26 protein-coding genes are annotated in these 23338 nt (G+C 56.8%); 11 read left to right on the top strand and 15 right to left on the bottom strand.

The annotated features are described in order from the left end of the window. Nucleotides 1–11 precede the first annotated feature (11 nt). Nucleotides 12–1343, top strand: coding sequence for an L-fucose:H+ symporter permease (gene fucP, locus AO388_RS01055; RefSeq protein ID WP_058415926.1), 1332 nt, complete (start codon nucleotides 12–14; stop codon nucleotides 1341–1343). Then, complete coding sequence (locus AO388_RS01050; RefSeq protein WP_058415925.1) at nucleotides 1340–2407, top strand: aldose 1-epimerase family protein; 1068 nt, start codon at nucleotides 1340–1342, stop codon at nucleotides 2405–2407. Before fucP ends, AO388_RS01050 begins: the two co-directional genes overlap by 4 nt. 5 nt (nucleotides 2408–2412) lie before the next feature. Here the strand turns inward: AO388_RS01050 and deoR are convergent, their stop codons facing one another. Then, nucleotides 2413–3177, bottom strand: a complete 765-nt coding sequence (gene deoR, locus AO388_RS01045; protein WP_032609997.1) for a DNA-binding transcriptional repressor DeoR — start codon at nucleotides 3175–3177, stop codon at nucleotides 2413–2415. A gap of 108 nt (nucleotides 3178–3285) precedes the next feature. On the opposite strand from deoR, the gene deoC reads away from it, so the two are divergent. Then, a complete protein-coding gene (gene deoC / locus AO388_RS01040; RefSeq protein WP_046237056.1) occupies nucleotides 3286–3966 on the top strand; it encodes a deoxyribose-phosphate aldolase in 681 nt (226 codons plus the stop codon). Nucleotides 3967–4000: 34 nt separating this feature from the next. Here deoC and AO388_RS01035 read toward each other — a convergent pair whose 3' ends face one another. From AO388_RS01035 to AO388_RS01025, 3 genes are all read right to left on the bottom strand, one after another. Then, complete coding sequence (locus AO388_RS01035; protein ID WP_032698248.1) at nucleotides 4001–4249, bottom strand: hypothetical protein; 249 nt, start codon at nucleotides 4247–4249, stop codon at nucleotides 4001–4003. A 588-nt stretch (nucleotides 4250–4837) separates the two neighbouring features. Then, complete coding sequence (locus AO388_RS29290) at nucleotides 4838–6493, bottom strand: P-loop ATPase, Sll1717 family (RefSeq protein ID WP_058415924.1); 1656 nt, start codon at nucleotides 6491–6493, stop codon at nucleotides 4838–4840. A gap of 992 nt (nucleotides 6494–7485) precedes the next feature. After that, complete coding sequence (locus AO388_RS01025; protein WP_058415923.1) at nucleotides 7486–7743, bottom strand: DUF1652 domain-containing protein; 258 nt, start codon at nucleotides 7741–7743, stop codon at nucleotides 7486–7488. A gap of 214 nt (nucleotides 7744–7957) precedes the next feature. Here AO388_RS01025 and AO388_RS01020 point away from each other — a divergent pair, with 214 nt between their 5' ends. The 3 genes from AO388_RS01020 (at nucleotide 7958) to AO388_RS01010 (ending at nucleotide 9688) form a co-directional block, all read left to right on the top strand. After that, nucleotides 7958–8461 (top strand): cupin domain-containing protein, encoded by a 504-nt coding sequence (locus tag AO388_RS01020; RefSeq protein WP_058415922.1) that lies wholly within the window; start codon nucleotides 7958–7960, stop codon nucleotides 8459–8461. A 261-nt stretch (nucleotides 8462–8722) separates the two neighbouring features. Continuing rightward, the gene (locus tag AO388_RS01015; protein WP_058415921.1) at nucleotides 8723–9253 is read left to right on the top strand and encodes a hypothetical protein; all 531 of its coding nucleotides are present in this window, start codon (nucleotides 8723–8725) and stop codon (nucleotides 9251–9253) included. 66 nt (nucleotides 9254–9319) lie between these two features. Continuing rightward, on the top strand, nucleotides 9320–9688 hold the full coding sequence (locus tag AO388_RS01010; protein ID WP_058415920.1) for a c-type cytochrome: 369 nt from the start codon (nucleotides 9320–9322) through the stop codon (nucleotides 9686–9688). A gap of 65 nt (nucleotides 9689–9753) precedes the next feature. On the opposite strand, the gene AO388_RS29285 is transcribed toward AO388_RS01010, so the two are convergent. Then, on the bottom strand, nucleotides 9754–9924 hold the full coding sequence (locus AO388_RS29285) for a DUF6021 family protein (protein WP_003371575.1): 171 nt from the start codon (nucleotides 9922–9924) through the stop codon (nucleotides 9754–9756). Between the two features lie 157 nt (nucleotides 9925–10081). Between AO388_RS29285 and AO388_RS01005 the strand changes: the two genes are divergently transcribed. Then, the gene (locus AO388_RS01005) at nucleotides 10082–10501 is read left to right on the top strand and encodes a hypothetical protein (RefSeq protein WP_058415919.1); all 420 of its coding nucleotides are present in this window, start codon (nucleotides 10082–10084) and stop codon (nucleotides 10499–10501) included. 1 nt (nucleotide 10502) lies between these two features. Here the strand turns inward: AO388_RS01005 and AO388_RS01000 are convergent, their stop codons facing one another. Beyond that, nucleotides 10503–10832: an EthD family reductase gene (locus AO388_RS01000; protein WP_003436688.1), complete on the bottom strand. Its 330-nt coding sequence runs from the start codon at nucleotides 10830–10832 to the stop codon at nucleotides 10503–10505. 152 nt (nucleotides 10833–10984) lie between these two features. On the opposite strand from AO388_RS01000, the gene AO388_RS00995 reads away from it, so the two are divergent. The 3 genes from AO388_RS00995 (at nucleotide 10985) to AO388_RS00985 (ending at nucleotide 13188) form a co-directional block, all read left to right on the top strand. Then, a complete protein-coding gene (locus AO388_RS00995; RefSeq protein ID WP_003405751.1) occupies nucleotides 10985–11278 on the top strand; it encodes a DUF6388 family protein in 294 nt (97 codons plus the stop codon). A gap of 125 nt (nucleotides 11279–11403) precedes the next feature. Continuing rightward, on the top strand, nucleotides 11404–12093 hold the full coding sequence (locus AO388_RS00990) for a crotonase/enoyl-CoA hydratase family protein (protein ID WP_003371569.1): 690 nt from the start codon (nucleotides 11404–11406) through the stop codon (nucleotides 12091–12093). A gap of 123 nt (nucleotides 12094–12216) precedes the next feature. Further along, nucleotides 12217–13188 carry a magnesium and cobalt transport protein CorA gene (locus AO388_RS00985; RefSeq protein WP_003371567.1) on the top strand — a complete coding sequence of 324 codons (972 nt, stop codon included), beginning with the start codon at nucleotides 12217–12219 and terminating at the stop codon, nucleotides 13186–13188. A gap of 63 nt (nucleotides 13189–13251) precedes the next feature. Here AO388_RS00985 and AO388_RS00980 read toward each other — a convergent pair whose 3' ends face one another. Beyond that, nucleotides 13252–13980, bottom strand: coding sequence for an amidotransferase (locus tag AO388_RS00980; RefSeq protein WP_003436690.1), 729 nt, complete (start codon nucleotides 13978–13980; stop codon nucleotides 13252–13254). 607 nt (nucleotides 13981–14587) lie between these two features. Here AO388_RS00980 and AO388_RS00975 point away from each other — a divergent pair. Continuing rightward, nucleotides 14588–14959, top strand: coding sequence for a rhodanese-like domain-containing protein (locus AO388_RS00975; protein WP_005731508.1), 372 nt, complete (start codon nucleotides 14588–14590; stop codon nucleotides 14957–14959). A gap of 55 nt (nucleotides 14960–15014) precedes the next feature. Here the strand turns inward: AO388_RS00975 and AO388_RS00970 are convergent, their stop codons facing one another. The 8 genes from AO388_RS00970 to AO388_RS00935 all read right to left on the bottom strand — a co-directional run bounded on the left by AO388_RS00970 (nucleotide 15015) and on the right by AO388_RS00935 (nucleotide 23306). After that, nucleotides 15015–15845: a transglutaminase family protein gene (locus AO388_RS00970; protein ID WP_003371560.1), complete on the bottom strand. Its 831-nt coding sequence runs from the start codon at nucleotides 15843–15845 to the stop codon at nucleotides 15015–15017. Continuing rightward, on the bottom strand, nucleotides 15842–16801 hold the full coding sequence (locus AO388_RS00965; RefSeq protein WP_003371559.1) for an alpha-E domain-containing protein: 960 nt from the start codon (nucleotides 16799–16801) through the stop codon (nucleotides 15842–15844). The genes AO388_RS00970 and AO388_RS00965 overlap by 4 nt, the downstream gene beginning before the upstream one ends. Nucleotides 16802–16813: 12 nt before the next feature. Next, the gene (locus AO388_RS00960; RefSeq protein WP_003371557.1) at nucleotides 16814–18223 is read right to left on the bottom strand and encodes a circularly permuted type 2 ATP-grasp protein; all 1410 of its coding nucleotides are present in this window, start codon (nucleotides 18221–18223) and stop codon (nucleotides 16814–16816) included. Between the two features lie 461 nt (nucleotides 18224–18684). After that, nucleotides 18685–19026, bottom strand: a complete 342-nt coding sequence (locus tag AO388_RS00955; RefSeq protein WP_003371555.1) for a ribonuclease E inhibitor RraB — start codon at nucleotides 19024–19026, stop codon at nucleotides 18685–18687. A 248-nt stretch (nucleotides 19027–19274) separates the two neighbouring features. Beyond that, nucleotides 19275–19511 (bottom strand): hypothetical protein, encoded by a 237-nt coding sequence (locus tag AO388_RS00950; RefSeq protein ID WP_003436696.1) that lies wholly within the window; start codon nucleotides 19509–19511, stop codon nucleotides 19275–19277. A 190-nt stretch (nucleotides 19512–19701) separates the two neighbouring features. Further along, the gene (locus AO388_RS00945) at nucleotides 19702–21789 is read right to left on the bottom strand and encodes an LTA synthase family protein (RefSeq protein ID WP_003436699.1); all 2088 of its coding nucleotides are present in this window, start codon (nucleotides 21787–21789) and stop codon (nucleotides 19702–19704) included. A gap of 263 nt (nucleotides 21790–22052) precedes the next feature. Continuing rightward, nucleotides 22053–22913, bottom strand: coding sequence for a polyamine aminopropyltransferase (gene speE / locus AO388_RS00940; protein WP_003371548.1), 861 nt, complete (start codon nucleotides 22911–22913; stop codon nucleotides 22053–22055). A gap of 201 nt (nucleotides 22914–23114) precedes the next feature. Next, nucleotides 23115–23306, bottom strand: coding sequence for a PLDc N-terminal domain-containing protein (locus tag AO388_RS00935; protein ID WP_003315122.1), 192 nt, complete (start codon nucleotides 23304–23306; stop codon nucleotides 23115–23117). Nucleotides 23307–23338 lie beyond the last annotated feature (32 nt).

Below are 23338 nucleotides of genomic sequence, written 5' to 3'. Positions count from 1 at the left end.
GGAGAACAATAATGAATAAGCCTGCGCTGCAACAAACCCCGGACGGGTTCTACCTGAACCGTACGCCGTGGTTCGCCTTCCTCCTGCTCTGCAGCATCTTCGCCCTGTGGGCGGCGGCCGCGAGCATGAACGACGTGCTGATCGCGCACTTCAAGAAGGCCTTCCAGCTCAGCGACTTCCAGACCGCTTTCGTCCAGTCGGCGTTCTACCTGGGCTACTTTTTCGTCGCCATTCCGGCGGCACTGGTGGTGCGCCGCTTCAGCTACAAGACCACCATCCTCATCGGCCTGATGCTGTACCTGTTCGGCTGCGCCCTGTTCTTTCCAGCGGCGTCGACCGCCAAGTACGGCATGTTCCTGATGGCACTGTTCGTCATCGCCGCCGGCCTGTCGTTTCTCGAGACCGCGTGCAACACCTATTCGACACTGATGGGGCCGCGGGAAACCGGCACACGGCGCCTGAACATCTCGCAGACCTTCCACCCGTTTGGCGCCATGACCGGGGTGTACGTCGGCAGCTTCGTGATGTTCAAGGACACCGACGCCACCAGCGAACAGTTGGCCCAGATGAGCGCCAGCGAGGCAGCAGCGCAGCAATTGCAAATGATCCAGTCGACCCTGCTGCCGTACAAATGGATGATCGCGGTACTCATATTGATGTTCATCCTGATCGCCATCACCCGCTTCCCCGCGTGCAAGGGCAACGGCACCGTCAGCGAATCGCGTTCGAGCATCGGCCAGAGCCTCGGCCGCCTGCGTCGCAATCCGCGCTTCTGCTTCGGTGTACTGGCGCAGTTCCTCTACGTGGGCGCGCAGGTCGGGGTGTGGAGCTTTACTATTCGCCTGGCCATGCAAATGGGCGGCATGAACGAGCGCAGTGCCTCGTGGTTCCTGCTGACCACCTTTGCCGCCTATTTTATCGGCAAGATGATTGCCAACCTGCTGATGCGCAAAATGCACCCGGCCAAAGTCCTCGCGGTGTATGGCGTGCTGTGCATAGTGCTGCTGGCCTACACCATTCTGGTGCCGAACATCACCGCGGTGTATGCCGCCGTGGGGGTCAGTGTGTTTCTCGGGCCTTGCTGGCCGACCATCTATGGTCTGACCATTGACGGGCTCGGCGAGGACACCGGTGTCGGCGGCTCGTTGCTGGTGATGAGCATCGTTGGCGGTGGCGTGATGCCGATTTTCCAAGGCCTGCTCAGCGACGCCAATGGCGGCAACATGCAGATTGCCTATAGCGTGCCGCTGCTGTGCTTCGTGGCCATCGTGATGTACGCAATGTACTGCATGCGTCAGCCGCAACCGGTGCTGGGTGGCTCGGCCACGGCGGTGGTGCAATGAGTAGCGAAGCGTTGCGCCTGCCGCTCTACCCTCAGCTCTGGGACCAGACCAGCCGGCTGCTGCTCAAATCCGAGAATTTCAGCGTGCGTGCCTGGACCTACCCCAGCGGGGTCAAGGCGCTGTCACTGGAAAACAGCCGCGGCAAGCTGGTGATCCTGCCCTGGCAGGGGCAAATGATCTGGTCGGCCGAATTCGACGGCGTTGATTTGACCATGCTCAATATGTTCACCCAGCCGCGGCCCAGTGCCAGCGTGATCGGCACCTACGGCTGTTTCATGTTTCACAGCGGCCTGCTGCGCAACGGTTGCCCGGGGCCCGAGGATGATCATGCGCTGCACGGCGAAATGCCCTGCGCGCCGATGGACGATGCTTGGCTGCAGGCAGGTGAAGACGAGCACGGCGCTTATCTGCGCCTCGGCGGCACCTGCGAATACGTGCAGGGCTTCGGCGACCATTACCGGGCCAGTCCGAGCGTGACCCTGCGCCCGGCCAGCGGGCTGTTCGAGATCGGCATGCAGGTGGTCAATATGGCCGGCAAGCCCATGGACCTGATGTACATGGCGCACATGAACTACGCCTACGTCGACGGCGCCCGCCTCACCCAGCCCTTGGGCTGCGAGCGCACACGGGTGCGTGCCAGCGTGCCGGCCCATGTGCGGCCGACGCCGACCTGGAGCGCCTATATAGCAGAACTGAGCGAGGACCCGACCCGCCTCAAGGTGCTCGACTCGCCCGCGCTGTATGACCCGGAAATCGTCTGCTTCTTCGACGACGTGCGCAGCGACGCTCAGGGGCAGGCGCACTTCTTCCTTGATCATCCCGACGGCGCGGCGTTCTACACCCGCTACAGCCCCCGGCAATTTGAACATGCCGCGCGCTGGATCCTGCATAACACCGATCAGCAGGTGGCGGCCTTCATCTTGCCGGCCACCTGTGAACCGGAGGGCTACCGCGCCGAACTCGCCAAAGGCAACGTGCGCAGCCTCGCGCCCGGTGCCAGCGCCGAGTTCAGCTTGACCACCGGTTACCTGAACGCAGCCGAACGCCGGGCGCTGCAACCGTGATGCCTCTAGATTACAAGCTGCGCCCCGCTCGCCTCGATGGCCTCGCGGTAGCTACGCGGGATTTTCTTATCGCTGACCACGCAATGGAAATCGCTCAAGGCACCGAAGTGCGCAGTGCGTACGGCGTCGAATTTGGAATGATCAGCCAGCAGCAGGCTTTGCCGGGCCTGGCGCATGACCTTCTGCTTGACCTCCACTTCGTGGAAGTTGAAGCAGGTGACACCGCAGTCCAGGCTGACCCCGGCCGCCGAGACAAAGGCCCAGGTCAGGCGCACGCCATCGAGGATGCTGGTTTCGGCGTGGCTCTCGAACACCTGGTTCTTGCGGTGGAACATGCCGCCGCACAGGACGATGCTGCAGTTGGGTTTCTGTTGCAGCTTGAGCAGCACGTTGAGCGAGTTGCACACCGCGGTGAACTCCAGCTCGTCGGGGATGAAATCGACCACGAAGGGGATCGTCGTGCCACAGTCGAAAAACACCGTGTCGCCGGGCCGGATGAAGGTGGCGGCCAGCTTGCCGATGCGGCGCTTCTCCTCGACATGACGGGTGTCCTGCTCGCTGACCCGGTAATCCCCCGGTTCAGGATCATCATGGGCGCGGGTGATGTAGCCGCCCAGCAGCCGTAACTGCTCGGGGTGCCGGCTGAGGTCACGGCGCAAGGTCATTTCGGACACATCGAGCAGCGCCGCCATCTCCCGCAGATGGATGGCTTTCTGATCTTGCAGGGCCTGTTGAATCTGTTTGATGCGGTCGTTTTTCTTGACGTCCATGGGCATCCCGGCAATCCGTTGGAGGTGTCGCTAGAGTAACACCAAGTGTTAATTTTTTAACTTATGGGTATCCACCCAAGTGTTTTTACTGATGACAGGAATCCCTTGATGAATTCACTCGAACCCGCTGCACTGGCCCAGGCCATCGATCACACCTTGTTGGCGGCGGATGCCAGCCGAGAGCAGATTGCCACACTTTGCGCCGAAGCCCGGGAGCACGGTTTCTACTCGGTGTGCGTGAACTCCGGCCAGGTGCCTTTTGCCGCTCGACAACTGGCGGGCTCTGCCGTGAAGGTCTGTGCGGTGGTGGGCTTTCCGCTGGGCGCAGGGCTGAGTGCAAGCAAGGCGTCGGAGGCCGCCCTGACGATCGCCGCGGGAGCGCAGGAAATCGACATGGTGCTGAACATCGGCTGGCTCAAGGACGGTCTGTTCGATGAGGTCCGCGACGATATCGCCGCGGTGTTGCAGGCCTGTGGCAAGGTGCCGCTCAAAGTGATCCTGGAGACCTGCCTGCTCGATGAAGCGCAGAAGGTCCGCGCCTGCGAGATCTGCCGCGAGCTAGGCGTGGCATTCGTCAAGACCTCCACCGGTTTCAGCCGCAGTGGCGCAACGCTTGAGGATGTGGCGCTGATGCGCCGGGTGGTCGGCCCTGACATCGGCGTCAAGGCGTCTGGCGGAGTGCGTGACGTGGCCACGGCCAGAGCAATGATCGAAGCCGGCGCAACACGCCTGGGGACCAGTTCCGGGATTGCGATCGTGACAGGCGCAGGCACCGGGGCAGGCTATTGAGTCTGCGGGCTTTGAACATCAAAGCCCGCTGCACTTAGCTCAGATCGATTACACCGGTCATGGCCGTGAAATGGCTTTGCTTGTGCTGAACCTTGTCGAGAACCTCCGCAGGGGTCGACTCGCGAAAGACCACCATGTGCCCGACGTCCTTGCCGCCCTCGGTCACGCGCTCGATATCGTTGATCATCCAGGTGGTCAGCTCTTCGGCCGTAATGCCCAGTTCGGCCGCTACTCGCTGGTGAAGGCGCTCGGCGTCGTATTGATTGAGTTGATCGCTGTTCATGGGGGTAGCTCCTTCAAGGGGTGTTAAGTTCAGGCCCCTTGAGGGCTCGACAGTTCAGTCGGGGTTGAACGGGATGCGAATGAGCTGTCATTTCGGCTTTGCGCCAGCCCCCCCTACACTCCTCTAGGTATTTGCATATTTATCTTGTGCCGGAAGGCTTCAGGAAAGCTGTAAACCGAGAAAGCACTCGGCCGGAAGGCCATATCAATCCCATGACTGCGATACTGACTCATGGCCGGTAAACTTCAGCTACAGGCAATGTCAGCTTTGAATCGTTTGTGGCCCCTCGCAACATGCAGCAATCGGCCAGAAGCTGACATTGAGTCTTCACAAATATTCACTTGCAAGTCCAAGGCAAGTTCACTGCGCGAGTGGATATAGGCAAACCAGCGATAATAGAATCCGCAAGCATTGCCGCATGTGATTTAACTAGGAGGGCCAAGGTGGAAAATGGGTATTACTATCTGGAAGGTTTCCATTGAAAGGGCAAAGGCTCCCTACCAGATTACGATGTGGGAGCCTATTGAACAAGGATTTATCCTCCACCTTGTCATCTTAGCAATGATAAAGGGACGATCGTCTTACTCTTCAGGAGCGCTCACGAGGTGGGTTGCGCCTTACGCGTTTTTTTACTTTAGCTTTACGCTCGCTAACGTGTGAAACCGATTTAAACTGACTCCCCACGTCCAATGCTTTAGCAATGCCTGGGTTTAGCAGTAAATCTGCGCCAAATTTAACCGCTGGAGCAATATTGTTAAGTGTTCTCTCACGGTATGCCCAATGATAGAAAACGCTATTGCCAGAAGATGTCACGTCCTTATACCCAATAACATTCACATCAAAAAATAACTGCAGCAATGTCTCCGCATCAGTCAAGTAACGGGGAGCGTCGAACTCTTCCCCGTTGGCCCACTTCTTAAAAGCAGTGAAGGCCTCCACAAAGTGAGCAGTGGGAAATCTACTTCGCCCATCCAAAAACTGAAAAAACTTTATATACTTAGTAAAATCTTCTTGCGTCATATAGAATGCCGCATAATTTTTTACTTCACCTAGTAAATACTCGGAGAATTCTTTTGAGAATCTTGACGAATTTATCATATCGGGAGAAAACACATCATTCCCTCCCTTGCCATATTTTATCTCAAGCCCGCGGGAGATCTTTATAAAAGTTAAAAAATCTCTCGGCTTATGAAAAGTAGTTTTGAGCAAATGCTTGAATACTTTGCTAGGCTCACGAGGCGTATCGAAATAGTGCTCCCAGCTTACCCCAATCTGATTCTTAGTAGCTTGTTGACTGGCAAGAAACTTGTCGCATAGCTTATATATACCTGCTTGCTTGTGATCCCTTTCGTCAGTCGACCAATTTAACAGTATGGAATTATCTTGGATTCGAGAATTAGAGTTGTAAAGGTTTAGAGTGTTTAGAACATCAGGGCGCACGAGCAAGCATATTTTTATCCGCCCTTTAGAGTCGTTAATGCCGGAAAAGAAATCAGTGTTCAACTGCCACACAGCTTCACCCAAACCTTTTATGCACTCTATATACTCCCGATGGCTAATTTGCTCAGGCCGAAAGTCTATTCCGTCTATGAATAGGGCGTGGGATTTGCCAAGCGACAAGTCTGCGATAGCTTCTTTGAATGACTGCTCTAGGTTAAGAAGGTGATGCTTGAGTATTTGCCCCTTCTCGGACTCACCTTGTTTAGATATCGCGCTTAGATCTAGATTTGGTACTTTTGCGCTCGCCGAAAAAACCAATTCATTCAAAGCATCGAATGCTGTTTCGACTTCTGGGTTTAGAGCATTTTTTGTCCACTTAGAAATCTGATCTTCGAGAGCTCTAAATTTTCCAGTAAACCGGTGAAGGGCTTTCTTTGATTTTTCAATTATCATCTGACTAATAATAAAAAGGAGCATTGATCTCCATATATTGGCATAATCACTGTAATTAAGCTTGCTCTGCTTCTTAAGACTGATAAATCTTTTATACTGAGTCTCAGTCATTGATGTAAGCTTGGAAACATGATGCCTGTCAGGATTATTTTCCAAGTAAACAGCATATGCTGTTTTACCAGAGCCTTTCTCTCCTATCAAAAAATAGATATCTGGATTTAGGCATTTCTGCAATTCTTCGGTCTGAAGAAATATCTTTGAAAAAAACTCCTTATGATGTCTGCCCTTATAGTTATATGCATCGTTCATGGGTTCTTTTAATTGACTGATTTTTGTCCAGACTTCGGTCATAGCACTCCCTGTAATTTTCTGCAGATACTAATAGTGGCTTGTTGACATCAAAAGCTACCAGTAATTGACAGGGAGCGCGACAAATGAAATCTTAATTATTTATTTTTTTAGCTATTAATCACTTGCGATCGATATACAAAACCTATTTTTGACGCAGCAAACCAGCGAAGAAAATTCGGGGATTGAGAGCTAATCACTTTTTAAACCAACGGCACACATTAGTTGGGTGAGTGGTTAATGGTCAGGAGAGGCGGCAGTCCAAAATTGACCCAGTCTCCGCCGTTCGTGAACGACCACTTTTGGCCGATAGTGGTCGGGCGCCACCGGCAGATTAAAGCCCAAGCGGAGACGCCTGCGACTCGATGCAATCCAGTCGACATTGCAAAGGCGATGTAGAACATATCAATCCTCGCCCACCAGCCTCCGGCGAAGAACGCCGTACAGGCCTTCTCTAAATCTCTGTAAGTCAGTTTTCGAAATTCTCCCAGCGTAGCTCACCAAATGGCAGCGCCTGTGCGGCTGTATGAACTGAGGTAAAGGTGGGATATTACTTGCTAGTGCCGTGATTGCAGTTCCCAACATCCATTTGCAAATGCGGCTCCTGTCATCGGGCACCGGTGCTTGTGCATCATATTGTGTGTTCAAAACGCGAGCACCGCGGCTTTCCTTACGAAAGGGAATCAACCTCAGGCCCAACTCAAGGTTCGTTTCTCAGGAAAGCATTGAGTCGTTGTCTTGGTGATGGACCACCTAGGATAGACACTTCGGGATCGCACCACGCCATTGACGATTACTTGAGCCCCTCCTTCACCGCCATCTCGATAAAACGCAAAGCCCCCGAACTCTGAACAGAATTCAGGGGCTTTGCGTTTTCTGACGTTTAAAAAAACAGCTATCAGACGCCGCACGGGCGGATACACACGATAAGCCTAGAAACGATACGACTTCCTGAATGCAATCAAATAATCCCAATCAAAATCCAAGCCCAGTCCCTACGCCAACCGCCTCATGGACAAATCCATCAACCCCATCAGATCTCTCTGTTCCCTCAGCGAAAGCACCAGCCGTGCGATGGATCGGCTGCTGTCTACCTCGGACAAGGACAGCCCCGTTACGTAGAGCTGGATATCACCTGACTCGGGATGGAGAAGCTTCACCGAGAAGGTTTCATTTGGCGCTACAACGCACTCGCACCTGGAAGGCAGAAAAGCTGTCTCAAGAACGCGCTGAATGTCGGGTTTTGAAAACATGGTGCGTCCTCTGGTAAGGGCCAAATCGTGATTTGAAGTGTAGACGAGTTTCAGGTGAATAGGTTTCCGAGTTGCGCAACGGATGCATACGGCGCAGCGGGCTTTTTGTGGCGACTACCCGGGACTGTTTTTCCTGATCGAGGCAACTGCCTGCAACGCATCACGCTCTCTGGTCTAAAGTACCCTTTCCTGAACTCCCCGAGCGTCGACCAACATGAATGAACGCGCACGTGAACTGGCGTCTCGTCTGATTCGCAATTTCAATGAGGCTCACCTCGAACATGAAGTTCGTGAACCACTCTATGAAAGCTCGGCAGCCCGCCTGGGCACAGGCACGGCCGCGCAAAAGCTGGGGGCCTCGATTGATGTCGTGGCGCCGGGCAAGCGCTCCTGCCCTTATCATTTTCATCATGTGCAGGAAGAGATGTTCGTGATCGTCGAGGGTGAAGGCAGTTTGCGTGTTGCGGGCGAGATGCTGCCGATCAGAACGGGTGACATCGTATTTATCCCCGCGGGTGCCGATTACCCGCACCAGATCATCAATACCTCACAGGCGCCGCTGAAGTACCTGTCGATCAGCACCCGGGAAACGCCCGAAGTGTGTGAGTACCCGGACTCGGGCAAGTACCAGGCGATGGTTTCGGTTCAAGGGACCCGAGTGTTCACCGCCAACCAGCGGACCACGGAAAACCTCGATTACTGGGACGGCGAGCCGTGATTTGAATTGTTTGTAAATTGTATCCGGCAGTTCACGCTTTTTTCACGTTCGCGGGTTTATTGTTAACTCAATTCCCAGCAAGACCTTAAGCCCGCTACCCCCCATCGCGGGCTTTTCTTTGTCTGCGATTTGAGCATGCAGCGTTTGGCATGGGTCAAGAGACATCAGGGACACGACTGCTCAAGCAAGCGTCGGGCAGACAGGGAACATCATGCAGAAAACGATTTCCAAGTCCTACCTCCCGGATGAAACCCTGCAATCATGAAAAACACCCTGAAAAAACTGCTCCTCGCCGTTGCGTGTCTGGCGGCTGCTCCCGTGTTCGCTGCGTGTCAGATGGCGCCGGTGGCGTATGACATGCCTTCGCAACGTCTGGACGAGGCCTTGCAGCAACTGGCGCATCGATCCGGCTGCCCGGTGAAGGTCGATCTGGGCGCGGACAGCAGCAGAAAGGTCAAGAAATTCAAGGGTACGTTCACGCCGGATCAGGCGCTTTGGCTGGTGTTGAAGAAAACCGGGCTGGAGGGCTATGTCGAAAACGACGGGCTCACCGTTGATCGTCGAGGCCAGGACTTCGTAAACCAGCGAGCAACTGAGCTACGCACGGCTATCGATGAGGCTGGCACACGGATGGAAGCCAGAAAGAAAAAGCGCTTTCTTCACCAGTTGGAGACCATCGAAGCCGGAGCGAAGAAACTGGTTCTTGAGCAGAGCTTTGTCAGCGCAGCCGAGATGGCGAGTTACAAGCGTGACTTCGACGAACTGTCGAGCCAGATACCTGCCAGCAAGTGAACCTCCGATAATTGCGCTAACATTCGGCGCTTTTGACCAGACGGCCGCACGCGCTGTGGGATATCGATGAGAAAAACTGCCTTATTCATAGTGGCGCTGGCACTGCAACCGCTGGCTTATGGCGCAGGTGATGCAGAGGCCGGAAAAGCAGTCTTCACCCGCCTCTGCTCGGGCTGCCACAAGATCGGCCCCTCTGCACGCAGCGCATTTGGCCCGCCCCTCAACGGCATCATTGGTCGTCAGGCGGGGCAACAGGAAGGCTACGTTTACACCGACGCGATGAAGAACTCGGGGCTGGTCTGGACGCGCGAAGAGTTGCGCACTTACATCAAGGACCCGAGCGAAGTTGTCCCCGGCACTCGCATGAAACTGTGGTGGATGGGTAATGATGAGCGAATGGAAGATCTGCTGGAATACCTGGATGCCAACAAGTAGTACGAGGGGTAAAGCGAGGTTCAGCTATAAATCGCCCCCGGTACTCACCGAGGGCAATCTGTCAGTTACTTGTCCGGTGTGTAAGGCGGGTAATCATCCTTGCTGCCTTTTTCGGTCGCAGGAGTCTTCGCAGGCTCGGTAGGGTCGATCTGCGGGTCTTTGGCGTCCGGCGACTTCTCGTCGAAACCCTGATCGTTGTTGTTTCCGTTGCTGCTGCCTGGCTGGGTGCCGGTCATGTGCGCCTCCGTTTGTTAAATTCAGGACCTGATAGTCAGAGAGCCTGTGACCACAGCCGTGCGATGTGTCTGACGAACGGGCCTGGCAGAGGGATATGGCAGCGGCAAAGAGCAAATGGTAGCCTTGCGCCATGCTTGCGTCTGCCGGGAGTACATCATGAAAAGGCTTTCATTAACGCTGTCGATGTTCGCTTTGCTGGGCAGTGGCGCAACATACGGCGAGATCTTCAAATGCACATCACCTCAGGGCAAGGTGAGTTATGCATCCATCCCCTGCGATGAAAGCGCGCAAAGCGCATTGCAACGCCAGGGGCCGCCATACATGCGATGGGACGACGAGCCGTTGGACTATGTTCACAAGACCAACCTCAAGGCGACCGAATACCTGAAGGTCGGCGGTCGCACTCGGGTGCAGGTGATCGAGACCGAGCGCTACAAGGCTTTCCAGCGAAACCGCCCGCCTCCCCCGAACGTCCCCTCGCAGTGCCAAAGCCCGCATTACGACAGTCAGTGTTTCGATCCGTCGGGTGGAATGTCCTCGAAAAAACGGCCGGCCCTTCAGGACAGCGCTCGATAACTTACAGAACGTTTTTCACATCGGCGCGCACTTCGCTGATCTGAATTTCAGGGATCAGGTCGGTGTAGTTGATGATATCGGCATTGATCTGTTTTGAATGCGGCCCCATGCCGGCTTCAAAGTCTTCAATGGAATCACAATAAATGTGGCACATGCCGATATACACAGGGTCCGAGCCTGGCGTTGCCCCGCCTATGCCTCGGTCCACGCTGTAACCCTTGCAGTACTTGCCCATCAGCTCCTGCACCAGCGGCATGTGTTTGTCACGATAGTAATCGTGGTCGAAACGGGCACCCTCTTCATACGCATACAGCACGCTGACTTTGATCATAACGACAGGCTCCTCTTCAAGTGGTCGATAAATTCGTGCGGACAGCCGCTTGCAAGTGCTGACACCAAAGGCCAGCTCCCTCACAATCACGCCGTCTTGCCGGGCTATTCCAAGAGACAGCCTGGCTATCGAAACGTTTGAGGAAAAACCACATGAATACGCTTGAGTGGAACGAGGCCGCGCTGGCGAAATACCTCGCGACCCATCCGACCCTGAAGGATGAGATCAGCGCGTTGAGCCCCAAGGAGCAAAAGCAGCAAGTGCAGTGGGCGTTCGAAGACGAGGCCGAGAGCCAGGGTATCGAAACCTGGGAGCTGGCACTGGAACTGATTGCCGAGTCGCCCGAACAGTTGCAGAGCATGCGTCTGGAAGCACACCGCCAGGTCGCCGAAGCGCTGGGGATGGACTGGGAAGAATATTGCGGATTCAACGATATCCAGCCATGACGCAGAGCGCAGTCGGCGCTGAATCCGCCATTGATCGGCACGCCATTCAGTGACCCGGCAGTCAGCGCTTTACCTGCTCCCTATGGATGAGTAACGTCTGCTCACTTCAATAAAGGAATCACGTCATGAGTGATCTGGTCTCATACCATCTGGACGACGGTGTCGCCACGCTGACCCTGAACAACGGCAAGGTCAATGCCATTTCCCCGGACGTGATCGTTGCGTTCAACGCCGCGCTGGACCAGGCCGAAAAGGATCGGGCCATCGTTATTCTCACCGGCCAGCCGGGCATTCTGTCGGGCGGTTACGACCTCAAGGTCATGACCTCCAGCCCCGAGGCCGCGATCGAGCTGGTCGCACAGGGCTCGACGCTGGCGCGGCGCATGCTGTCGCACCCCTTCCCGATCATCGTCGCCTGCCCCGGCCACGCGGTTGCCAAGGGCGCCTTTCTGCTGCTGTCCGCCGATTATCGAATCGGCGTCGCCGGGCCATTCAGTATCGGTCTGAACGAAGTGCAGATCGGCATGACCATGCACCATGCCGGTATAGAGCTGGCGCGCGATCGCCTGCGCAAGTCAGCCTTCAATCGCTCAGTGATCAACGCCGAGATGTTCGACCCTGAAGCAGCGATGGCCGCCGGCTTCCTCGACCGCGTGGTCAGCGTCGAGGAGCTGCAGAGCACCGCGCTGGCCGTCGCCGGGCAATTGAAGAAGATCAACATGAGCGCGCACAGGAAGACCAAACTCAAGGTCAGAAAGGCCTTGCTCGACACGCTGGAGGCAGCGATCGAACAGGATCGGCAGCACATGCTCTGAGGCTCGACCGAAGCCCGCGCCAACGGGCTTTCGTTTATCGGCGAACTCATACGCATTTGATCAATCTGATCAGCGACCGCGCATGTTTTTGCGCCACTGACAAATTGAAGAAGCGATAGCACCATGGGTCGAGTTGTTGCAGCAGCGGTGTACAGCAAGGGTAAAAAAGTCCGTGATATCACCCTCGATGAGGGCGCCGCCTGGGCAGCCAAGCCCGATCACTTTGTCTGGATAGGACTGGAGCAGCCCACCAACGCGGAGCTGACCAGCCTCAAGGAGCAGTTCAATCTGCATGAGCTGGCCCTTGAAGACGCGCTGGAGGTGCATAGCCGTCCGAAGCTGGAAACCTTTGGCGATGCACTGTTCATCGTGACTTACGCCCCCGTACGCGACAACGGCAAGCTGCTGTTCATCGAAACCCATATCTTCGCCGGCAAGGGCTATGTCATCACCTCGCGCAACGGCCACTCCAAGTCCTACGGGCTGGTGCGTCAGCGTTGCGAGGCCAGACCACTGCTGCTGGAGCACGGCGAAGACTTCGTGCTCTACGCGCTTCTGGACTTCGTGACCGAGAACTATCAGCCGGTGACCGAAGCCATTCACGCCGAGCTCGAGCAACTGGAGCAGAGCGTCATCGGTGGCTCGTTGCGCGAGTCCGACATCCAGCACATTCATGCCCTGCGCCGCGACCTGTTACGCATGCGTCGCTACGTGGCACCCATGGTGGAAGTGGGCGAAGAATTGCAGAGACTGAGTTTTCCGTTCATCGACAAGAACATGCGCCCCTACTTTCGCGATGTCGAAATTCACGTCAAGCGCCAGATGGAAGACCTGGGCAACCTGTGTGATATCGCCAGCCAGACGATCGAAATCGGCCTGCTGCTGGAGTCTTCGCGGCAGAGCATCGTGCAACGCAAGTTCGCCGGTTGGGCAGCGATTCTGGCGTTCCCGACAGCGATTGCCGGTATCTACGGCATGAATTTCGAGAACATGCCTGAACTCAAGTGGGAATACGGCTACTTCATCGTGCTGGGCGTCATTCTGGGCGGGTGTACGGCACTGTTCGCCAGCTTCAAGCGCTCCGGCTGGCTATAAACCCGCCACTGCAACCTCATTCAAACAGTCCGGCGAACGCATGACGATGGGCCATGCGCCGGGTCAGACTGACTGTTTTTCCGGTTTGTGCGCCACAAAGCGCATCATCCATTCCGCCACTGTCGCGCCATGATGGTCGTGGTCAAGGCTGGCCACACCCTGCTTGTAAATCTGCTCGCCCAGCGCTTCCTGACGAAGGTCAAGCAAGGTGCGTGAAAAATCATGGATGAACTCGGGATGCCCCTGGAAACACAGCACCTGATCATTGATATGGTAAGCCGCAAACGGGCAGAACTCGCTGGACGCAATGACCGTGGCGTTCTCGGGCAGCGCGGTGACCTGATCCTGATGACTGATCAGCAGCGTGAGCGTGTCCATCGCCGGTGTCATCCACGGCCTGGCGGGGGCCAGTTGATAATGGTGAATCCCGACGCCCCACCCCTGCACGGCACGCTCGGTCCTGCCGCCCAGCAGTAAGGCCAGCAACTGGTGACCGAAGCAGATGCCCAGCAGTTTTTCGCCGCGCTGATACAGTTCCAGCAGATAGACCTTCAAGGTCTGAATCCAGGGGTCGGTGCCAAATGAGTCGGCCTTGCTGCCGGTCACCAGGTAAGCATCGAACTGCTCGTCTGCAGGTGGATAGTCGCCCTGCACCACGTTGTAAACCGTCAGCTCTGCGGCGATGGGCTGGCGAGCGAAGAGTAATTCGAACATCCGCCCATACCCGTGATATTGCTCGACCAGTTCAGGTCGCAGATTGTCGGTTTCCAGAATACAGATGCGTAAAGACATAAAAGGGACCCTGAAGCAGTAATGAGGCAGTAGCGCACCGGCAGAGCCTGCCTTGAAGGCCTCGGCAAATCAAGCAGCGCCCCGTCCCGCTTCAGACGTTTATTCCATGTAGGAAAAATCTGTCCCGGACGAACGGTGCAAAGCTGACGGGCAAAGACGAAGCGTCTAGAAAAGGCCTGTTGATTCAGCGCCCCTTCCGATAATAGCTTTCGCTTCTAGATAAGCAATTTTAGATTCCCAACAGTTCTAAACTCCAGGGCACCTCGGCTCTATGGTTAGATCTGTAACAGGAAGCGCGCAAAATCCTTTCAGCGCTCGGGCCAGCGGTCGAATGACCGGACCCACCTGTTCAATGCGCAACCTTGCCAGCAGTCGATGATCCGTTTTGCGGATCGGCCTGCTTCTGTCGCTCAGGAATAACAACAAAAGGCGGTCAGCCATGTTCAAGTTCAAGCACTCCAAAGTACGTCAGGCGGGATTGATCCTCTTTACCACTGCGCTGTTATTGATCGTGCCTAACCTGAATCGATTGTTTGGCTGATCCACGCACTTTCGAACTATGTTCAACTGTGCCACTCTTTCCATTCGCACTGAGGGAGGTGGGTTTATGCGCCAATGGATTGCTGTTTGGGCACTTGTCAGCAGCTTCGCAGCACACGCGGGGATGGTCGATCAGGCTGCGGCCGTGGCAGCGTTGAAGGAAGGCAAACTGGCAATGGATGTACGTAGCCAGACCGACTATGACGCAGGCACGGTATTGAACGCCGTACGCGTCGATGACCGACGGTTGGTCAATCAGATGAAACAGGTGCTCAACGACCGCAATGCCGTGTTCGTCATTTTCAGCAGCACGGACAGCAAGGCCGACAAGGCTCAGGAACAGCTCAGGGCTGCGGGCTACTTCAGCGTCATCAATGGCGGCAACTATGAAGAGCTGCATAACGCGCTCTACGACATCACCGACGACCCTGCCGAATGAACAATGGCCGGGTAGTTGAGCCCGGCCATTTCATGATGCGCAGACCCGCTGCGGGTTACTGATGCTGCGTCTGGACCTGCACGCGGGTTTTCACTTTCGGCGTGCCGGTCATGGGCGACACCACGACCTTGGCGTGCATCTGCTCGGATCCGCCGCCGCGCCGCATGCCGCGCACCGGACAGGCGTCCAGATAGTCCAGCCCGACCGCCAGTTTCAAATGGCGCTCGGGGATCGCCAACTGATTGGTGACATCGAAACTGTACCAGGCGTCGTCTATCCAGGCCTCGGCCCAGGCGTGGCTGGACAGATGCTCGCTGTCTTCGCTGCACAGATAACCGGAAACATAACGGGCCGGCACCCCAAGGCTGCGGGCACAGGCCAGAAACGCATGAGTATGGTCCTGACAGACGCCAGAGCGTCCGGCGAAGGCCTGCGCGGCACTGGTGTCCACTTCGGTCGCGCCCTGGGTGTAGGTCATGTGCTGGTTGAGCGCCTGCATCAGGTCGATCAACCCTGTGCGGTCAGCCCGCTTGCGACACTCCATCGCCGCAAAACTGCGAATCGCTTCGTCAGGCTCGGTCAGTCGCGTCACGCGCAAAAACGGTAATGCCGACTGGCTTTCGTGCTCGGCCTCGCGGGTTTCGTCGATTTCCACCTGCCCGCGCGCGCCGATGATGATCGCTTCGTGCGGCTCTTCCAGGCTCAGGACGTGCAGGATATTGCCAAAGGGATCGATCTGCGCACGCACCGGACGTGGCAACGTCAGCTGCCAGCTGAGCACTTGCTGGCGCTCACTGTCGTGAGGCGTCAGGCGCAGATACTGGATACTCGAGCGCACCTGGTCATCGTAGTGATAGGTGGTCTCATGGCTTATCGAAAGTCTCATGCAGCCTCCAGGTACGAAGTGTGAATGGCATCACCCAGTTGGGCCAGCAGCGGAATGAATTCGTTCAACCACTCGTGCAGGCCTTCAGCCAGGATCTCGTCGATGCTGGTGTAGCGCAATCTGGCATCCATCTCGGCCGCCATGCGCTGTGCGGGACGCCCGTTGACGCCCGGCAGGCTGGCCAGAATGACGTCCATCTCTTCCAGGCACGCGCGTAGCGAGCGTGGAATGTCAGCACGCAGCAACAACAGTTCAGCAACCTGACGCGCGCCTGGCGCATCCCGATAGACTTCAGTGTAAGCCTCGAACGAGGACAGTGCGCGCAGCAAGGCGCTCCACTGGTAATAACCGGCCGCCGAGTTGTCTGCCGCAGCATTGGCCTGTGGCCCACGCAATTCAAGCATTTCATAGCGGGCATCGAGCATGCGCATGGTGTTGTCGGCGCGCTCGATGAACGTGCCCAGACGGATGAAACGGAACGCATCGTTACGCATGATGGTGCCGTAGGTCGCGCCACGGAACAGGTGCGAACGCTCCTTGACCCATTCACAGAAACGGCTCATGCCGTAGCGGGTCAGGCCCTGCTGGGCGATGCCGCGAATCTCCAGCCAGGTGGAGTTGATGTTCTCCCACATGTCTGCGGTGATGCGCCCGCGCACCGCGTGCGCACTGGCCCTCGCTGCGCCCAGGCAGCTGTAGATGCTGGCGGGGTTGGTGGCGTCCAGGGCAAAGAAATGCAGCATGCGCTCGGCATGCAGCTCGCCATGACGCTCGATATAGGTTTCCAGCGTTCCGGTGATCAGCAACGGCATGGCTATTTCATCCAGCCCGTCGCCCCGCCCGTCCTGCGGCATCAGCGACAGCGAATAGCTCACGTCCAGCATGCGGGCGAGGTTCTCCGCTCGCTCCAGGTAACGCGACATCCAGAAAAGATCAGAGGCAGTTCTACTTAACATTGGCAGGCATCCTTAATCCTCGACCACCCAGGTGTCTTTGGTTCCGCCACCCTGTGACGAATTGACCACCAGTGAGCCTTCACGCAAGGCCACTCGGGTAAGCCCGCCAGGCACAACGCGGGTTTCACGACCGGACAGAACAAACGGGCGCAAATCGATATGTCGCGGGGCTATGCCGTTCTCGACAAAGGTCGGACAGGTCGACAGGCACAAGGTGGGTTGGGCGATGTACGCATGCGGCTTGGCCTTGAGGCGCGCCCGGAAGGCTTCGATCTCGGCGGCGGTCGCTGCGGGGCCGACCAGCATGCCGTAGCCACCGGAGCCTTGGGTTTCCTTGACGACCAGATCGCCGAGGTTGGCCAATACATGTGACAGCTCTTCCGGCTTGCGGCACTGCCAGGTCGGCACGTTTTTGAGAATCGGCTCTTCGTCCAGATAGAAGCGAATCATGTCGGTGACGTAGGGGTAAACCGACTTGTCATCCGCGACGCCGGTACCGATGGCATTGGCCAGCACCACGTTGCCGGATCGATAGGCCGACAGCAGCCCCGGGACGCCCAGCATCGAATCAGGGTTGAAGGCCAACGGATCTAGGAATGCGTCATCGAGGCGACGATAGATCACGTCAACGGCTTTCGGGCCGTCGGTGGTGCGCATGAACACGCGGTCATCACGGACAAACAGGTCGGCACCTTCCACCAGTTCAACGCCCATCTCGCGAGCCAGAAACGCATGCTCGAAAAAGGCGCTGTTGAAGCGGCCAGGCGTCAGCACCACGACACTCGGGTTGTCCAGATGGCTGGAACTCTTGAGCGTGTCGAGCAACAGGTTCGGGTAATGATCGATCGGCGCAATGCGCTGTGCGGAAAACAGCTCCGGAAACAGGCGCATCATCATCTTGCGGTCTTCGAGCATGTAGCTCACGCCGCTCGGAGTGCGCAGGTTGTCTTCCAGCACGTAATACGTGCCATCACCGTCGCGCACCAGATCGACGCCGGAAATATGCGAGTACAGATCGCGGTGCAGATTCAGGCCCTGCATTGCCAACTGGTACTGCTCGTTGGCCAGCACCTGTTCGGCGGGAATGATCCCGGCCTTGATAATCCGCTGGTCGTGATACAGATCCGCGAGAAACATGTTCAGGGCCTTGACGCGCTGAATGCAGCCACGCTCGACAACCCGCCATTCGCTGGCCGGGATGCTGCGCGGGATGGTATCGAAAGGGATAAGCCGCTCGGTGCCCTGCTCATCACCATAGAGTGTGAACGTGATCCCGGCACGGTGAAACAGCAGATCGGCTTCGCGCCTGCGTTGAGCCAAAAGCTCGGGAGGCGTATCACCCAGCCAGCGGGCGAACTCCCGATAGTGCGGACGGACTACGCCGCCCGCATCGTACATCTCGTCATAAAAGGTGCGGATCATGCCGTACTCCTTGTCACCATGGACACCAAGACCATCGCAAAGCCCGTGCCACCGGCATAAACGCTTTAATTTCAAAAGGTTAGGTAAACACTCGACGTTCTACGCACCATTCCTGTGCACTAAACGCCCAAGCCAATTCTTTTGCGCCTCATTCGGAAGCGTCATTCAACCGTGAAATCTATGATCAGCATAGTCAGAGTTGATTTCCGCCAACAGCATTAGTTCGCCACACTCCACAGCAACCGAGCAAACAGGGCACCAAACGCCGTTTTTTGCCGCAACCGATATTTTGTCCAGCAGATGAAGAACGCCTGCGGATTTTAAACAGACTTCCCTTTGCGCCACTCGTTTGAGTGGCTTTTTTTTGACCACTGTTTATGAACGCGGGCCGAAAACAGAACCGGCCGATCCGGAACGTGTCCCGAATCAGCCGGTGGTGTATGCCTGACAATCCGCAGCCATCAAGCGTGCAGTCTTCTGATCTCCTGAGTAACGCCCCATCCCTCGACTTCGCCGTCCATAGGTGAAATGACCGTCTGGAAGTCCTGCTCGAAGTCACCAATGCCGTGATAAGTCGCGTACATGACTTTGCTCAATTGCAGGTGCCAATGGCCGTCATCACGTACGTTTACCTGGGTGTTGAGGGATTCGCCGCGAAATTGCTCTGCGGCCTGCCGTGCCCGTTCCTCATCCGGGAAGATGGCGTAGAACTCGATGGGATAGATTCGCGCGAAGTCAAAACCGCCTTCTTTCATGCGGCGCAGTACGTTACTGCTGATGTCCTCTTGATAGGCTGTGCTCATGAAACGTCCTCCTATGCAACGATAGATAGAGTTTCAACTCTTCCAGAGCGACCGCCGAGTCCTCGGGGGCCGCCTCACGACAGATAATCTGGCGTGGGGAATCAAGCATGTAGCTGACCGGACCAGGCTTGGCGCCGGTCGGGTATCGAGATGTCAGAGGCCGTCTGAACAGCCTCATCTGCAGAGTAGCCCCATCGTGGGCCGGATGCCAAGTGGTTGCCACGAAAAGGTTTTTGAATCAGCGCAGATCAGGCAACTTCTGTAATGGAAATAATCTGCACACTGTTATGGTCCTTGAGCGTCTTCACGGTAGGCTCCTCAGTACGCCCGTCAAGATCATTGAGATCCAGCTCGTCGGTCATTGGGTAAAGGTCCTTGCGCAGGAAACGCGCAGCCTCTTCCTCACTGGGACGCTCATCAAAACCAGCCTCGCGGCGCTGCTGCACACCATCCTTGTCCAGATACAAAATGGCCCACTGTTTCATCAATGCCTCCCATACGAAGCCAGGCACTCTGGCTTATGTGATCTGGACCTTTTGGCCCGCGCATTCGTTCAACCGATTACGCCGCAGGGCCACCCATGACGGGTAAAAAAAAGACCCTCGCAGTCAATGCCGAGGGCCCTTGTCGCCAGACTGATTCGACTCGCCGGTCAGCCGGACGAGTCGGTTGTCATTAGTTGCGGTTTTTGCTGGCTTCTACACCGGCCGTGTTGTCCAGCAGGCTCTTGGTGGCCGTCTGCAGGAAGCTTTCCAGCTTGCGCTTGAGCTCCTGCGTGTCCGGCGCATCAGGCACTTCTTCGGCATGCGGCTTGGCACCGAGCGTGTAGGTCAACAGCTTGGCAGGCATCTCGGTCGGTTCGATCAGGATGCGATTGCCGCTGATGATAGCGACCACCTGCTCACTGCCCGACGGCTTGATCACACCGAAGCCCTTGTCACCCTCAGGCAGGTTCAGCAGATCGCGGCCCCAGCACTGGTTGCGGTTCAGGCCACCCAGACGCCCCATGATGGTCGGTACTACGTCGACCTGCGTACCCACAATGCTGCTGCGCTGGCCGAACTTCTCCTGCACACCAGGGCCGATCAGCAGCAGAGGCACGTTGAAACGGCCCAGGTCCATTTCAGTCAGTTGCTTATCGTTACCAAAACCATGGTCGCCCAGCACCACGAACAACGTGTTCTTGTAGTAAGGCTCTTTTTTGGCCTTCTCGAAGAACTGGCCGAGCGCCCAGTCGGCATAACGCATGGCGGTCAAATGCTCGTCCAGCGAGCCATGCCCGGTGACGCGCTCGACCGGCAGAGGATCCGGCAGCGCATACGGCGTGTGGTTGGACAGGGTCTGTAACAAGGCATAGAACGGCTTACCGTCCTGACGGGCCTTGAGCTCCTGCGCACCACGGTCGAACATGTCCTGGTCGGAAACACCCCAGGTCGGATCGGAGAACACCGGATTGACGAAGTCCTCGCGGCCGACGAAGTTGGTCATGCCCTGGTTGCTGAAGAAACCCGACTGGTTGTCCCAGGCAAAGTTGCCGTTATAGACGTAGACGTCGTCGTAGTTGCGGCCCGTACTCAGCAATTGCGGAAGACCCGACAGCTTGTGGCTGCCTTCCGGCGTCTGCATCAGGTACTCGAAGCCCGGCAGGTTCGGGAAGCACGCCATGGTGGCGAACATGCCCTGGTGGGTGTGGGTACCGTTGGAGAAGAAGTGATCGAACAACAGGCCTTCCTTGGACAACTTGTCGAAGTACGGCGTGATGTTGGCATCGTTGCCCAGGGCGCCTACCGAGTGACCGGCGAAGCTTTCCATCAGGATCACGACCACGTTGCGGATCGGCAAGGTGTTCTCTGCCGGTGGCGTGAAGTCGCGACGCACAGCGGCAATATCCGGCTCGACCAGCTTGTCATTCGGGGTCAGCAGCATGTCGCGCACGGTCTGCTGGGCCTCGTTCTGTGGCAGCGTGGCTTTCCAGATGTTGTCGCGATCTTCGGACATACGGCTCTTGGCCGCCGTGATCAGCGTCAGAGTGCCATTGAGGCCCAACTGGTTGGCGAAATTGGACTCGGTGGTGTAGGCGTCGCCCCAGCGCAAAGGCGGGCCCTGGCGCAAGGTGCCACGGATGCAGACCACCATGACCAGCAACACCAGCACGAACACACCGGCGCGCACGTACCACGGAGCAATGGAACGAGTGGCCTCCGGACTGGTTTTTGCAGCCACACGTGGACGGGTTGCACGGTCAATACCCTTGAACACCAGACTCAGCAGCCAGGTCACCACGGCCCATGCCAGCAGGTAGCGGACCACCGGGAAACCGTACCAGAGCATGCTCAGGACAGTCTTCGGGTCTTCCTTGACGTACTGAAACACCAGGCCGTTCAGGCGCTGGTGAAACTCACGGTAGAAGTCCATTTCCATCAAGCCGAAGAACAGCGTGATGCTACCGACCAGGGTCAGCCAGAAACGGAAGAACCCGCGTGCCGCCATGGCGCGTGCGCTGAACAGCGACAGCACCAGCGGAATCAACAGGTACATGGTCAGGCGCAGGTCGAAGCGCGTGCCGTTGAACAGTGCTTCAAGGAACGTCGAGGCAGGCGTGTCGCCAATCATCTCGCGGTTGTAGACCAGCAGACCGATACGCAACAGCGTGTACATCACCATCAGGGCGAAGCCACTGAGCAGGATGTAAGCCAGATGCGATTTGACAGTGGGATTTTGCAGGCGGGCTTGCCGATGAATCTGGGCGTCCGTTTTGGCCATGGTTGTCAGGATCCGGTGGATTCAGGGGTAGGTTCAGGGTGCAGCGCCGCCTTGCTCTTGAGGCAGACGGCGCGCGACAGGGCGCAGATATTACTTGATTGCGGGTCGCCAGGGGCCAGGTCAGCCCATGAAGACGCGTGCCTGTTCAGCTTCGCGCGCAATTCTGTGACAGAACGTGTGAAATTTCTGTCGCGAATTAAGCGCTTATAAAGCCTTGCAGGCGACGCTCGAGAGAATCCGGCTCGAGAAGCCGGACCGACTCATCAGTCGTTGCTGGCCTTGCCCACGGCCTGCAGAACGTACTGCGGCAAGGCGAACGCACCGATGTGGACTTCCGGATTGTAATAACGCGTAACAATACCGCTGCCCGAGAAACGCTGACGCAGGGTTTCCAGCGGCAATTTGCGATAGCTCTTGTCGGTCGAGCCCCAGGCGAAGGTCATCGCTCCGCCGATGTAGGTCGGGATGGCAGCGTGATAGAAATGCCAGTCGGCAAACAGACCGTTCATACGCCCGGCCGTGGTCTGCACACCGCTCAACTGCATGAAGGGCGTGCCGTTCTGGGTGACCAGAATGCCGCCTTCGTTGAGGCAGCGATGGCAGGCTTGATAAAAGTTTTCCGAGAACAGGACTTCACCCGGGCCGATCGGATCGGTGGAGTCGGAGATGATCACGTCGAACTTTTCTTCGGTGGTCGCGACGAAGCGCATGCCGTCGTCGATGACCAGGTTCAGACGCGAATCGTCAAAGGCGCCGCTGGAATGATTGGGCAGATATTCCTTGCACATCTCGACCACGGTCGCATCGATTTCGACCATGGTGATGTGTTCGACGCTCATGTGCTTGGCGACTTCACGCAGCATACCGCCGTCGCCGCCGCCAATGATCAGCACACGCTTGGCTGCACCGTGCGCCAGAATCGGCACATGGGTGAGCATTTCGTGGTAGATGAACTCGTCGGCTTCGGTGGTCTGAATGACGCCGTCCAGCGCCATGACACGGCCCATGCGCGGGTTCTGGAAGATCACCAGGTGCTGGTGATCGGTACGTACTTCGTGAAGCATTTTTTCCATACGAAAGCGCTGGCCGTAGCCTTCGTATAACGTTTCCTGATAATCGCTCATGGGTAAGCTCCCGCTGGGTACTGATGACAGGACGGCCGACCGCCCACAACAAAGGCGCGCATTCTACGTCGAGGAACATGACAGGTCGAACCTCTATGCAGCCTCGCGTGCCATTGCCGCTGCGAATGCCCGGCGCATGAAACGAAAAACGCCTGATTACCCAAGGTAATCAAGCGTTGTTTTGCCCAGCGTGTGGACGTATCACATGCGTACGTTGCCACGCGGTCCGAGGATTGCCCAGATGATCAGGCCTACCACAGGAAGCAGTACGATCAGCAATACCCAGAGGATTTTCTTGCCGGTCTCGGCACCGCTTTTCAAGACGTTGATGATGGCCCAGATATCGAGCGCCAGAATGATCAAGCCGACCAGGCCGTTGAAGCTAGAACCCATGGTGTTGCCCCTAAATTGAATGCTTACCCTCC

The sequence above is a fragment of the Pseudomonas sp. ICMP 10191 genome (assembly GCF_001467335.1).
GTDB lineage: Bacteria > Pseudomonadota > Gammaproteobacteria > Pseudomonadales > Pseudomonadaceae > Aquipseudomonas > Aquipseudomonas cerasi.
Note: the sequence above shows the minus strand (reverse complement) of the source record. Positions and strands in the feature narration are given on the sequence as shown.